Source organism: Streptomyces sp. WAC07094, assembly GCF_036320405.1.
GTDB classification, from domain to species: Bacteria; Actinomycetota; Actinomycetes; order Streptomycetales; family Streptomycetaceae; genus Streptomyces; species Streptomyces lannensis.
Window position 1 is genome coordinate 3,584,526 of the sequence record NZ_JAVMJZ010000001.1, and the last position, 11,927, is coordinate 3,596,452.

Annotated in this window: 13 protein-coding genes, 2 tRNA genes and 1 pseudogene; 5 read left to right on the plus strand and 11 right to left on the minus strand. The window is 70.7% G+C overall.

Translation table 11 applies throughout. The features are described 5' to 3' along the window. Nucleotides 1-67 precede the first annotated feature (67 nt). From RCR19_RS15735 to RCR19_RS15760, 6 genes are all read right to left on the minus strand, one after another. The gene (locus tag RCR19_RS15735) at nucleotides 68-640 is read right to left on the minus strand and encodes a helix-turn-helix domain-containing protein (protein WP_331265715.1); all 573 of its coding nucleotides are present in this window, start codon (nucleotides 638-640) and stop codon (nucleotides 68-70) included. A gap of 97 nt (nucleotides 641-737) precedes the next feature. Beyond that, nucleotides 738-1,166 (minus strand): MaoC family dehydratase, encoded by a 429-nt coding sequence (locus RCR19_RS15740; protein ID WP_331265716.1) that lies wholly within the window; start codon nucleotides 1,164-1,166, stop codon nucleotides 738-740. Between the two features lie 5 nt (nucleotides 1,167-1,171). After that, nucleotides 1,172-1,627, minus strand: coding sequence for a MaoC family dehydratase N-terminal domain-containing protein (locus RCR19_RS15745; protein WP_331265717.1), 456 nt, complete (start codon nucleotides 1,625-1,627; stop codon nucleotides 1,172-1,174). Between the two features lie 386 nt (nucleotides 1,628-2,013). Beyond that, nucleotides 2,014-2,178, minus strand: a complete 165-nt coding sequence (gene rpmG / locus RCR19_RS15750) for a 50S ribosomal protein L33 (protein WP_003948671.1) — start codon at nucleotides 2,176-2,178, stop codon at nucleotides 2,014-2,016. Between the two features lie 89 nt (nucleotides 2,179-2,267). Further along, a tRNA-Met gene (locus tag RCR19_RS15755) sits at nucleotides 2,268-2,340 on the minus strand. 46 nt (nucleotides 2,341-2,386) lie between these two features. Further along, nucleotides 2,387-2,459, minus strand: a tRNA-Thr gene (locus tag RCR19_RS15760). Between the two features lie 370 nt (nucleotides 2,460-2,829). On the opposite strand from RCR19_RS15760, the gene RCR19_RS15765 reads away from it, so the two are divergent. After that, entirely contained in the window at nucleotides 2,830-4,074 is a 1,245-nt protein-coding gene (locus RCR19_RS15765; protein ID WP_331265718.1) for an amidohydrolase family protein, read from the plus strand. Nucleotides 4,075-4,184: 110 nt separating this feature from the next. After that, on the plus strand, nucleotides 4,185-4,841 hold the full coding sequence (locus RCR19_RS15770; RefSeq protein ID WP_331265719.1) for an SDR family oxidoreductase: 657 nt from the start codon (nucleotides 4,185-4,187) through the stop codon (nucleotides 4,839-4,841). Between the two features lie 288 nt (nucleotides 4,842-5,129). Here the strand turns inward: RCR19_RS15770 and RCR19_RS15775 are convergent, their stop codons facing one another. Together RCR19_RS15775 and RCR19_RS15780 are read right to left on the minus strand one after the other, a co-directional pair. Beyond that, complete coding sequence (locus RCR19_RS15775) at nucleotides 5,130-5,342, minus strand: hypothetical protein (protein WP_331265720.1); 213 nt, start codon at nucleotides 5,340-5,342, stop codon at nucleotides 5,130-5,132. Nucleotides 5,343-5,445: 103 nt separating this feature from the next. After that, nucleotides 5,446-5,920: pseudogene (locus RCR19_RS15780) on the minus strand (NUDIX domain-containing protein). Between the two features lie 236 nt (nucleotides 5,921-6,156). Here RCR19_RS15780 and RCR19_RS15785 point away from each other — a divergent pair. Next, entirely contained in the window at nucleotides 6,157-6,951 is a 795-nt protein-coding gene (locus tag RCR19_RS15785; RefSeq protein WP_331265721.1) for an oxidoreductase, read from the plus strand. A gap of 70 nt (nucleotides 6,952-7,021) precedes the next feature. Here the strand turns inward: RCR19_RS15785 and RCR19_RS15790 are convergent, their stop codons facing one another. Beyond that, the gene (locus RCR19_RS15790; protein ID WP_331265722.1) at nucleotides 7,022-7,873 is read right to left on the minus strand and encodes an alpha/beta hydrolase; all 852 of its coding nucleotides are present in this window, start codon (nucleotides 7,871-7,873) and stop codon (nucleotides 7,022-7,024) included. A gap of 250 nt (nucleotides 7,874-8,123) precedes the next feature. Between RCR19_RS15790 and RCR19_RS15795 the strand changes: the two genes are divergently transcribed. Next, nucleotides 8,124-8,438, plus strand: coding sequence for a carboxymuconolactone decarboxylase family protein (locus RCR19_RS15795; protein WP_331265723.1), 315 nt, complete (start codon nucleotides 8,124-8,126; stop codon nucleotides 8,436-8,438). 91 nt (nucleotides 8,439-8,529) lie between these two features. Here RCR19_RS15795 and RCR19_RS15800 read toward each other — a convergent pair whose 3' ends face one another. After that, complete coding sequence (locus RCR19_RS15800; RefSeq protein WP_331265724.1) at nucleotides 8,530-8,907, minus strand: hypothetical protein; 378 nt, start codon at nucleotides 8,905-8,907, stop codon at nucleotides 8,530-8,532. Continuing rightward, entirely contained in the window at nucleotides 8,904-10,643 is a 1,740-nt protein-coding gene (gene ctaD, locus RCR19_RS15805; protein WP_331265725.1) for a cytochrome c oxidase subunit I, read from the minus strand. The genes RCR19_RS15800 and ctaD overlap by 4 nt, the downstream gene beginning before the upstream one ends. Before the next feature lie 741 nt (nucleotides 10,644-11,384). Between ctaD and RCR19_RS15810 the strand changes: the two genes are divergently transcribed. Next, nucleotides 11,385-11,849 (plus strand): lamin tail domain-containing protein, encoded by a 465-nt coding sequence (locus RCR19_RS15810; RefSeq protein ID WP_115974681.1) that lies wholly within the window; start codon nucleotides 11,385-11,387, stop codon nucleotides 11,847-11,849. Nucleotides 11,850-11,927 lie beyond the last annotated feature (78 nt).

Consider the following 11,927-nt stretch of genomic DNA (forward strand, 5'->3'; position numbering starts at 1 on the left):
TGATGATTAGTTATTGATGACTAACTTTTGCGGTCATGAAAAGGCGGATCCGCGTTCCCGGATCCGGCTACTTCTTCTTCGGCATGCCCTCACGGTCCTCGGCCGGGTAGAGCCCGTCCCAGATCCGGTGCCCGGGCGGAAAGCCCATGGACACCAGGCAGTTGATGAGCATCCCCTGCGCCATGAAGGTGGTGGTCTCCTCGACGTCGGCCCCGAGGGCCAGATGCACGACGTCCCACAGCCGCATCCAGCCGGCCCGCACCGTCTCCCCGAACTCGCGGTCGCCCGCCTGCTCGGCCGCGGCCACCGCGATGTACATCTGCATCTGCATCATCAGCCGTTCGGGCTGCTCGGCGATGACCTCGGTGTACGCCTTCCCCATGGAGTGCAGGGCCTCTTCCCCCTCGAGCCCTTCGGCCGCCTCCTCGAAGGTGCGGATGGTGTCCTCCACGCACCGCTCGGCCGCCGCGAGGAAGATGGCCTTCTTGCCGGGGAAGAGCCGGAAGAGATACGGCTGCGACACACCGACACGCTTGGCGATCGCCTCGGTGGACGTGCCGTGGTAGCCGCCGCGGGCGAACTCGCTCGTCGCCGCGCGGATGACGCTCTCGCGCCTCTCTTCTGCGCTCATCCTGACCATGCGGCTAAGTTAGTGGTTGATAACTAACTTAGTCAAGGGGTCTCCCGCGACGCGGTCGAGGGGCGCCGCACACGGCGCACGCCCCTCACCGGCCAGGTCAGGCCAGCCTCACGACCGCCCGTGACATGCCCAGCACCTTCTGGCCGCCGCTGGTCGCCGTGAGGTCGACGCGGACCGTGCCGTCGTCGAGCTTGGCCGCCACCTTGCCGGTGACCTCGATGAGGGCGCCCTCTTCGTCGTTCGGGACGACGACCGGCTTGGTGAAACGGACGCCGTACTCGACGACCGCGCCCGGGTCGCCCACCCAGTCGGTCACCACGCGGATCGCCTCGGCCATGGTGAACATGCCGTGCGCGATGACGTCCGGCAGGCCCACCTCCTTGGCGAACTTCTCGTTCCAGTGGATCGGGTTGAAGTCCCCGGACGCGCCCGCGTACCGCACGAGCGTGGCACGGGTGACGGGGAAGGACTGCGCCGGCAGTGCGGTGCCGACCTCGACGGCGTCGTACGCGATCTTCGCGGTCATCCTCGTCACGCCTCCTCTTCCGGCGCCCGGGCCACGAGCTTCGTCCAGGCGGTCACCACGGGCTCGCCGGCCTCGTCGTGGACCTCACCGCGGATGTCCAGAATGTCGTTGCCGGCCAGTGACTTGATCGACTCGATGGTCGAGGTGACGCTCAGCCGGTCACCGGCGCGGACCGGGCGGTTGTAGACGAACCTCTGATCGCCGTGGACCACCCGGCTGTAGTCCAGGCCGAGCTTGGGGTCCTCGACGACCTGGCTCGCTGCCTTGAAGGTGATCGCGAAGACGAAGGTCGGCGGGGCGATCACATCGGGGTGACCGAGCGCCGTGGCGGCCTTCTGGTCCGTGTAGGCCGGGTTGGTGTCCCCGATCGCCACCGCGAACTCGCGGATCTTCTCCCGGCCGACCTCGTACGGGTCGGTGGGCGGGTAGGACCGCCCCACGAAGGACTGATCGAGCGCCATGGGCTCGGCACCTCCTGATAGTTCATCGGGCCCGGCCTCCCCGGAGGCCGCCGACCCCTTTGTGCGGCCGGCTCGGCGTTCGGCCCGTGTCACCGATTCTGGGACCGTCGCCGCTGCCGGTTCTGCGTACGCCCCGGCCGATGTCCGAATCTGCGTGGCGGTGCGGTCGATCTGACCGATTCCGCGTTGCGCCCGGTCGGCTTCCGCATGTCGTTCCGGTCGGGACGGCCGGATGCGGTCGGCCGGATCGGGCCATCCTGCTCCCGTCGCGGGAGACGACACGCGCGCCCCGCCGACGGCGGCGGTCGATGGACCGGTGCGGCCCACGGTCAACGCCGCGAGGCCGCCCCCTTGCTGCTGGGGACGGCCTCGCGTACGAGCCTTGGTTATCGCGTCTCGCGGTGCGCGGTGTGCGCGTTGCAACGCGGGCAGTGCTTCTTCATCTCAAGACGATCCGGGTTGTTGCGCCGGTTCTTCTTGGTGATGTAGTTCCGCTCCTTGCACTCCACGCAGGCCAGCGTGATCTTCGGGCGGACGTCGGTGGCAGCCACGTGAGTGCTCCTTGACGAACAGATGGATGAAAACAACGCAAGAAAGAGTAGCCGACCGAAGGACCGACTCCACAATCGGCTACTACGAGTAGCGGTGACCGGACTTGAACCGGTGACACAGCGATTATGAGCCGCTTGCTCTACCGACTGAGCTACACCGCTGTGATGCGATCGGGCCCCGCCTGGCAGCGGGAACCTCACACACCAGAGCCCCAAAACGGAATCGAACCGTTGACCTTCTCCTTACCATGGAGACGCTCTGCCGACTGAGCTATTGGGGCGAGCGATGAAGACATTACACGCTCGCCCGCCGTTCGCCCAAATCCGATTCGCGGCTCCCGCCCGGCCTGTTCCCCGGCCTTCCCCGTGCGTTTCCGCGGCCTCCGGCACCCCGACCCGACGGCTGCCCCACCGGCCACTCCCGCCGCATCCACGGCGGCGGCAGCAGGGGCCGCCGCCCGACGGACCCGCCATCGCGGTGACGGCCCTCCGTCCGCCGCGCACCGAAGATCCGCCCGCGTCCGGGGAACCACACCCCGGTACGACTATTGCGCTCCTCCCCGCCGTGGCCGGGTCACCGCCCTAGGCTCGAACTCACTCTGCGTGATCTTGCCCCGGGGTGCGCAGCCTCCCCCGAACCACAGGAGCGCGATGCCCGACAGCCGAGCGCAGTCGTCGCTCGTCCCGTCCCCGCCGTCGGCGACGACCGACTCGACCGTCCTGCTGCTGAGCGGGGCTCGGCTGACCGACGGCCGGACGGTGGACGTGCGGCTGGGCGGCGGACGGATCGAGGCCGTCGGCACCGCCGGCAGTCTGGCCACGGGAGCCGCCACCACCCGTGTCGACCTGCGCGGCTATCTGCTCCTGCCGGCCCCCGCCGAGCCGCATGCGCACGGTGACACGGCCCTGACAGCGGACTGCGACGGTCCTGTGTCGAACGATCCGGAGGAGGTCCAGCGGCGGACCACCGAGGCCGCACTGCTGCAACTCGGGCACGGCGCTACGGCGCTGCGCTCGCATGTGCACATCGGTGACGCACAGGGCCTGGACGCGCTCACGGCCGTGCTGGGCGCGGGGCGTTCGCTGTGCGGACTCGCCGAGCTGACGACGGTGGCGATGCCCCGGGTGCTGACCGGTGTCGCGGGGGCCGACGGGCTCGCCCTGCTGCGCGACGCGATGAAGATGGGCGCCACGGTGGTGGGCGGCTGTCCGGACGCGGATCCGGATCCGACCGGTTACGTGGAAGCCGTCCTCGAACTGGCCGCCGAGTTCGGCTGTCCGGTGGATCTGCACACCGACGCCGGCGATCCGGCACGCCTCGCCCGGCTCGCGGCGATGGCCGGCGGCCTGCGCCCCGGGGTGACGCTCGGGCCGTGCGGCGGTCTGGGACGTCTGCCGGCGGGAGCCGCGGCCCGCTCCGCGGAACGGCTCGCCGCCGCCGGGGTGACCGTGGTCTGCCTGCCGCAGGGCCGCTGCGGCGGGGCCGAGCAGCGCGACACCGCCCCGGTGCGGCTGCTGCGGTCGGCCGGGGTGCGGGTCACGGCGGGGAGCGGAGCGATCAGGGACGTGTCGAACCCGGTGGGACGCGGGGACCCGCTGGAGTCGGCCTATCTGCTGGCGTCCCGTTACGGGCTGTCCCCCGAGGACGCGTACGACATGGTGAGCACGTCGGCGCGGGCCGCGCTCGGGCTGCCCGCGGTGCGCGTGGAGGCGGGCTTCCCCGCGGAGCTCCTCGCCGTGCGGGGCGACCGGCTGGCGGGCGCGCTGTCGCTCGCGTACAGCCGGATCGTGGTGCACCGGGGGCGTGTGGTGGCACGCACGAGCGCCGTGCGCGAATACTGCAACTCGGCCGCGGTGGCGCTGGACCTGCCCCGGCAGGGGCGGGCGCAGCCGTGACGGTCCCCCGCCGGGCCCGCGGACACGGGATGGCGTGGATCCGCCGGTGAGCGCCGACCCCGCGAAAAGTCGTGCGGCGGATGCGTCCGTCCGGGCGTACGGTCGGAGACATGCGCATTGTCATCGCTGGTGGTCATGGTCAGATCGCGCTGCGGCTCGAGCGGTTGCTCGCCGCGCGCGGCGAGGAGGCCGCGGGGATCATCCGCCGTGCGGAACAGGCCGACGATCTGCGCGCGGCGGGCGCCGAACCGATCGTCTGCGACCTGGAGTCGGCGCCGGTCGAGGAGGTGGCCTCGCATCTGGAGGGAGCCGGTGCGGTCGTCTTCGCGGCGGGCGCGGGCCCGGGCAGCGGTGCGGCCCGCAAGTACACCGTGGATCGGGACGCCGCGATCAAGTTCGCCGACGCCGCGGAGCGGGCGGGCGTACGCCGTTTCGTCGTCATCTCCTCGATGGGGGCGGACCCGGAGCACCGGGGCGACGAGGTCTTCGACGTGTATCAGCGCGCGAAGGGCGAGGCCGACGCGTATGTACGCGCCCACAAGTCCCTGGACTGGACGGTCCTGCGCCCCGGGCGGCTGACCGACGACGCGGGCACGGGCCTGGTGCGCCTCGAGGCGCACACCGGCCGTGGCGCGGTCACGCGCGAGGATGTGGCTGCGGTGCTCGCGGAGCTCGTCGACACGCCCGCGACGGCCGGTCTGACGCTGGAGCTCATCGGCGGTTCGACCCCGGTGTCCGTGGCCGTGAAGTCGGTGGCGGGGAACTGAGCGGGACGGGCCACGCCGACCGGGGTTCCCCTCGGCCGACGCACTGCCGCGGCTGCAGGAGGGCAGGGGGACGCGTTCGTCCCGTGCCTCCCGTCTCAGGGACGCCGACCGCCAGTGCGGCGCCCCCGCACCGCCACGCAGGCTCCGGTGAACCGATCGGGTGTGCGGCGATCCTGACGGTGCGTCGGAGGCCGGGCCGCCTCGGACGGACCGGCCCGGCAGTACGGTCGCGCGGCACGGCCCGCCCGCGGCAGCGACGAAGAAGCCGGTCGAATATCGGCGGACGGGTCAGAAGAGCGGCATCTGACCGGGGAACTCCGGTACGGCGTAACCGTCGAGAGCGGGCTGCGCGGCGTCGGCCTGAGCGAGACGGCGGGATCCCGGACAGGAGACGAGCGCCCCGCTGTTCCGCGCCCCCGGCGGGTCGTGCCGTGCGAACCGCCCGGCGACGACGGCGATGTCCCGTCGGCACTCGGGGCAGCTTCTGCGGCGGGACGACATGTCCTCAGCGTACGAGAACGGGCCGGGCGACGGCGGAAATCCCGGTCAGTGCACGGATGCGGAGGGGCCGGCGGGACCGGTACGAGGACCGCGAGGCGCCGAATCAGCCGATGTAGGGCGTGGCGCGCCCCTCGTCCATGGCGTGATCGATCCGCAGCCGCATGGTGGGGTGCACGTCCAGGCCTCCCAGGTCCGCGGGGTCGACCCAGCCGGCCTGGGGCGCGTCTCGGAGCTGGTGCGGAGCGACCCGCCGACCGGGCGTGCCCGGAAGCACAGGCTGAACTGCTGGCGGACCTCCCCGTCGTCTACCGCATGACGTGTCCGGGATCGGTGTAGATCCCGGACAGATCGGCCACCTGCACCTCGATGCCGGTCTCCTCCCGCACCTCGCGGACGACGGTGTCGGCGATGGACTCGCCGAGGTCGTGGCCGCCGCCCGGAAGCGCCCACCGTCCGTTGTCCGAGCGCTGCACCATCAGCACGCGTCCGGCGCCGTCCCGGACGAAGGCCACGACCGAGGGGACGACGGAGTTGGCGGGCGGTGCGTCGGAATCGTGCAGGTAGTCGATACGGCCCATGGAACTGACTCCCGGGGTGCTGCGGCGCTCGGGCGGTGGGCGACAGCGGTCCCGCCGACACAAGTCTCCTCCTGTTCGGCGCCCCGGGTGGGCGACGCGATCCGGTCCGAAGGTCGCAGACCCGCTTGATCAAGTGAAGTGAGCCGGGTCGATCGGCGTATCGCCCGCGCCGCGTGCGCATCGACCCGATGCACCGTAAGCTTATTGTGTATCGATCATTTCAGAAAGATACCGCCATGGACCTGCACCTCGAGGGCAAGACCGTCATCGTCACCGGCGCCAGCCGCGGCATCGGGCTCGCCGTCGCACAGGCCTTCGCCCATGAGGGCGCCCATGTGGTGGCCGGGGCCAGGCATCCCGGCAAACCCCTCGAGGAACTCGCCGACTCCCACGGACTCGTACCGGTGGCCGGGGACCTCACCACCGTCGAGGGCGTCGAACGGCTTGTGGAAACGGCCGAGGACCGCTTCGGCGGCATCGACGTCCTCGTCAACAACGTGGGCATCGTCCACCTCCGGCCGAACGGCTTCCTGTCGGTCACCGACGAGGACTTCGCCAAGACGCTCGACGCGAACTTCTTCAGCGCCGTCCGTGCCTGCCGCGCGGCCCTCCCCGCCCTGCCGGCCGCACGCGGAACGATCGTCACCATCAGCTCCGTGAACGCCTTCTACCCGGACCCCGGGCTCATCGACTACACCGTCTCCAAGGCCGCCCTCACCAACTTCTCCAAGGCCCTGTCCAAGGAGGTCGGACCGCAGGGGGTCCGCGTCAACACCGTGGCCCCGGGCCCCGTTTCCACGGACATGTGGCTGGGCGAGTCGGGCCTCGCCTCGCAGGCGGGCAGTGCCATGGGCGTGGATCCCGACACCGCGCGGGAGAAGCTCGTCGAGGGCACGGGCGGATTCGCCACCGGTCGTTTCACCCGCCCCGACGAGGTCGCCGACCTGGTGCTCCTGCTCGCAAGCGACCGCGCGGGGAACATCACCGGCACCGATGTCACCATCGACGGCGGCCTCATCAAGACGCTCTGACCGGGGCGTCCCGGGCGCCCGGGCATACGGGTGTCCCGGCCCCGCCCGAGGTGCGGGCCCCGTACGCCGCTCAGGGTGACATCCGCCCCGTCAGGAAGGCGCGCACCACGGAGTCGAACAGGTCCGGGTTCTCCCAGAACATCAGATGGCTTCCGCGTTCGTCCGTGGAAAAGATGCGCACCTGGGCGCCGGGGATGCGCGAGGCGACCCACGCGGCCGACTCCGGCGGGAAGAAACTGGCCTCACCCCCGATCACCAGGGTGGGTACGTCCAGTCGGGGCAGGACGTCACGCCAGTCGTTGCCGTAGTGGTCGAGGAGCAGTGCCGCGGCGTACTCCCATGGCAGCAGCATGTTCTGCGCGGTGATCCATGCGACGTCCTGCGGACTCATCGCCGGGGTGTGCATCCTCTCCACGATGGCGCGGGAGGTGGCCACGGCGTCCTCACCGCGCAGGCCGGCCGCGATCCCGAAGGCCGTTTCGGCGTCGAACACGGCTCCCACGGCCCGGGCGTCCTCCGGCGCCACCAGATCGGCCGCGATCACAGCGGGCTGAACGACCAGGATCAGCGCGCCGACGCGGTCCCCGTAGTACAGGTCCCAGTAGCACCAGGCGACCGCGCAGCCCATCGAGTGGCCGAGCAGGGCCACGTCGTGCAGGTCCAGGGCAAGGATCAGATCCCGTAGATCCGCGGCGAGCCGGGAGACCCGGTAGCCGTGGGCGGGCTTGTCCGACCGGCCGTGTCCCCGGTGGTCGAGCGCGATCACCCGGAAATCACCGCTCAGGTCCTCGACCTGCCGGCGGAACTGGGCCACGGTCTGCGAGAAGCCGGGGAGCATGACCAGCGGCCGCCCTCGTCCCGCGTCCACGCAGTGCAGCCGGGTGCCGTCGTTCGTCCGCAGACTTCTCTCCTGCCAGGACATGGACTTCCTGCCTTCTCCGCGGCAACGCGGACGGACCGCGGGGCCACCACCGACGCGAGCGCACCCCAGGTTTCCCGGAGCCGGACCGATCCGGGCGCGGACACGCCGCCGGTGCACGCGGGGTGCGGCGCGGAGTGGTCCCCGCCGAGGGGCCGGTGGGGCGACGCAGGTCGCCTTCGTGCATGTCACGGATCGTGGAGCCGATCCGTCGAAGGGGTGTCACCACCCGACGACACCGCGGGGGCGCACCGTGGAAGCGCGGTTGGATCTCCTCGCCCGCCCGGTCGCGGTCAGGTTCGGCAAGCACCTCGTCGCCGCGGGCAAGGTGCTGGAGGACTCGACCCTGCCGGCCGTGACACGGGAACCGGTGAAGCTCCGCGCCGGCCGGATCAACGGCTGCGACTTCTGCACGGACATGCGCACCAAGGACGCCCTGCACGCCGGGGAGTCCGCGACGCGCCTCCACCTGGTCGCCGCCCGGCGGGAGGCCACGGTGTTCACGAAGGCCGAGCGTGTCATCGTCCGGCAGCCCGCCGGCGACCACCGGCCCGGCAGGTTCGCGTAGGCAGGGGATCTGCGCGGCACTTCACGGTCGTACCCGCCCGGTCTCCGAGTGGCGGCATCATCCTCGTCCGCCGGCCCGAGGTCCTTCCGGGTCAGCGCACGAACAGGGAGGCCCCGGCGGTGGCCGTGGTGCAGCCGGCGATCAGGAGGCACGCGCCGACGGCGTGCCTCCTGAGCAAGGCGTGCCGCAGGGTGGCGTAACGGGCCTCGTACTCCCCGCGCAGGCGCCCCGCCCGGTCGGCCGTGGCCTGCAGGGCCTGCCGTGTCAGACCGAGGCGCTGCTCCGTGTAGTGGCGGGCCAGGTCCTCGGCCTGCCCGCTCGTGAGCCAGGGCAGACGCGCGCAGAGGGCATCGGCCTCGCGCTGCGCCTGCTCCCGCTCCGCCTCCAGGAGGAGGTAGCCCTCGACCTCGTTGGCGAGTGCGCCGCTGTGCGGGTCCAGCGGGGTCCCGTGGCAGCCCGGTGATGTCAAGGCCGGCCTCTTTCACGTCCCGGCGCATCCACCGCGGCGCGCCTGCCGGGGCCACCCTCGTAGTCGAGTTGGGCGACCTCGGGGTGGTGCAGGTCGAACGCCGGGGACTCGGTGCGGATCCTGGGCAGCGTGTGGAAGTTGTGCCGCGGCGGCGGGCAGGAGGTCGCCCACTCGAGCGAACGGCCGTAGCCCCAGGGGTCGTCGACACCCACCGGCTTGCCGTACTTGGCGGTTCTCCACACGTTGTAGAGGAACGGCAGCATCGACAGGCCGAGCAGGAACGACCCGATCGTGGAGATGGTGTTCAGCCAGGTGAAGCCGTCGGTCGCGAGGTAGTCCGCGTAACGACGCGGCATGCCCTCGGTACCCAGCCAGTGCTGCACCAGGAAGGTGGTGTGGAAGCCGATGAACAGCGTCCAGAAGGTGATCTTGCCGAGGCGTTCGTCGAGCATCTTGCCCGTCATCTTCGGCCACCAGAAGTGGAAGCCGGCGAACATCGCGAAGACGACCGTGCCGAACACCACGTAGTGGAAGTGGGCGACGACGAAGTACGAGTCGGAGACATGGAAGTCCATCGGCGGCGAGGCCAGGATGACACCGGAGAGGCCGCCGAAGAGGAACGTCACGAGGAAGCCGGTGGCCCACAGCATCGGTGTCTCGAAGGACAGCGAGCCGCGCCACATCGTGCCGATCCAGTTGAAGAACTTCACCCCGGTCGGCACCGCGATCAGGAAGCTCATGAAGGAGAAGAACGGCAGCAGCACACCGCCGGTGACGTACATGTGGTGCGCCCACACCGTGATCGACAGGCCCGTGATCGAGATGGTGGCTCCCACCAGACCCATGTAGCCGAAGATCGGCTTGCGGGCGAACACCGGGATGACCTCGGTGACGATGCCGAAGAACGGCAGGGCGATGATGTACACCTCCGGATGCCCGAAGAACCAGAACAGGTGTTGCCACAGCAGCGCGCCGCCGTTCGCCGCGTCGTAGACATGGGCGCCGAACTTGCGGTCCGCCTCCAGGGCGAACAGCGCGGCGGCCAGGACCGGGAAGGCGAAAAGGACCAGGACGCTGGTCAGCAGCACGTTCCAGGTGAAGATCGGCATGCGGAACATGGTCATGCCCGGCGCGCGCATGCATACGGCCGTGGTGATGAAGTTGACCGCGCCCAGGATCGTGCCGAAGCCGGAGAAGGCCAGACCCATGATCCACATATCGGCGCCGATGCCGGGCGACCGGATCGCGTCCGAGAGCGGGCTGTAGGCGAACCAGCCGAAGTCGGCCGCGCCCTGCGGCGTGAGGAAGCCGCCGACCACGACGGTCGAGCCGAGCAGGTAGAACCAGTAGGCGAGCATGTTCAGCCGCGGGAACGCCACATCGGGCGCGCCGATCTGCAGCGGCATGATCCAGTTCGTGAAGCCGGCGAACAGCGGCGTCGCGAACATCAGCAGCATGACCGTGCCGTGCATCGTGAAGGCCTGGTTGAACTGCTCGTTCGACACGATCTGCAGACCCGGGCGGGCCAGTTCGGCGCGCATGAGCAGGGCCATGACGCCGCCGATGAGGAAGAACGCGAAGGACGTCGTCAGATACAGCGTGCCGATGGTCTTGTGGTCGGTGGTCGTCAGCCACTTCACCACGACGTTGCCGGGCCGCCGGTGCCGGAGGGGCAACTCGTCCGCGTACGACTCCTCGGCTGCCGCGGCACCGTGGGGTTCGTCGATGATGCTCACAGGTGGCTCTCTCCGATGCTCGCGGTTCGCGTCGTCAGTCAGCCGCCATCCTGGCCGCGCCGGGGCTGGGGCCGCCGTCCCGATGGACCCGAATACGGCCACTGGTATGACGGTCGGACCCCAATGGAGCAGCCGGGGCGTGTCCTCGTGGTCGGCGTCGTCGGCGCGCCGTGCCGGGTGTGCCGGGCTGTGCGGCGGTCCCGTGCCCGGGGCGGTTCGAGGTGACGGGCGACGGGGAGGCGGCGACCACTCGGTACCCCGCGGAGCGCACAACCGGCCGCCGTGGGTCCCGTATGCGCCGGTCGCACACCGCGGAGCGCAGCAGCACCCGGGCGGGTCCGTCCCCGCGGACTTCATGACCCGGCACCCGGTTCCGCCAGCATGCGACACGCAGGTGCTCTGACCTGGCCCGGTGCGGCGTCATGCGGCTGTTACCCACTTTCGGGTGACGCCCGGGAAACGGGTGGGGTGGCGGACCCTGGCGGACACATGCGACAAGCCACTGATTGCAAGGGCGAACGCTCCGGAACGGCGTCAACCCATCGCATTGCGCCGATAAATGGACCATACAGACGACAGTCATAGAGACATAGGCATCCCGTAACACGGTTCACGTTTCACACACATCACCCCCACCCCGACGGCACGGTATGAGGGCGCGGCCAACCCGGCCCCGCACCCGCACACCGCACCACCCCGCACCACACACGGGACGGTGCCCGCACCAAGCAGGGGGAACCTGTGACCACTTCCACCACCGCACGCCGCCTGGCCGCCGCCGCCCTCACCGCCGCCGCCCTGGCCGGCGCCGCCACCGTCCCGGCCACCGCCGCCGACCACCGCCCCCACCGGCCGGACGTCCAGATCACCCGCGTGCAGTACGACTCCCCGGGCCGCGAGGACCGCTCCAACCGCTCCCTGAACGCCGAATGGGTGCAGATCACCAACAACACCCGCCGCCCCGTCAACCTCAGCGGATGGACCCTCACCGGCCGCGACCACCGCACCTACACCTTCCACCACTACCGCCTCGCCGGCCGCGCCACCGTCCGCGTCCACACCGGCATCGGCCACGACACCCGCACCGACCTCTACCAGGACCGCCGCAACTACGCCTGGGACAACCACATCGACACCGCCACCCTGCGCAACGACCGCGGCCGCGTCATCGACACCGCCTCCTGGGGCTACCGCAACCACCGCTGACCCCACCCACCGATGACCGACCCCACCCGGGGCCGGTCACCGACACCCCACGGTGCGCCGGGCCCCACAGGCACGGCG

Bases quoted from the DNA above. Each gene is read 5' to 3' on its own strand.
- RCR19_RS15735 (WP_331265715.1), bottom strand. From the start codon at position 640: ATGGTCAGGATGAGCGCAGAAGAGAGGCGCGAGAGCGTCATCCGCGCG.
- RCR19_RS15745 (WP_331265717.1), bottom strand. From the start codon at position 1,627: ATGGCGCTCGATCAGTCCTTCGTGGGGCGGTCCTACCCGCCCACCGAC.
- RCR19_RS15765 (WP_331265718.1), top strand. From the start codon at position 2,830: ATGCCCGACAGCCGAGCGCAGTCGTCGCTCGTCCCGTCCCCGCCGTCG.
- RCR19_RS15785 (WP_331265721.1), top strand. From the start codon at position 6,157: ATGGACCTGCACCTCGAGGGCAAGACCGTCATCGTCACCGGCGCCAGC.
- RCR19_RS15775 (WP_331265720.1), bottom strand. From the start codon at position 5,342: ATGTCGTCCCGCCGCAGAAGCTGCCCCGAGTGCCGACGGGACATCGCC.
- RCR19_RS15790 (WP_331265722.1), bottom strand. From the start codon at position 7,873: ATGTCCTGGCAGGAGAGAAGTCTGCGGACGAACGACGGCACCCGGCTG.
- RCR19_RS15770 (WP_331265719.1), top strand. From the start codon at position 4,185: ATGCGCATTGTCATCGCTGGTGGTCATGGTCAGATCGCGCTGCGGCTC.
- RCR19_RS15740 (WP_331265716.1), bottom strand. From the start codon at position 1,166: ATGACCGCGAAGATCGCGTACGACGCCGTCGAGGTCGGCACCGCACTG.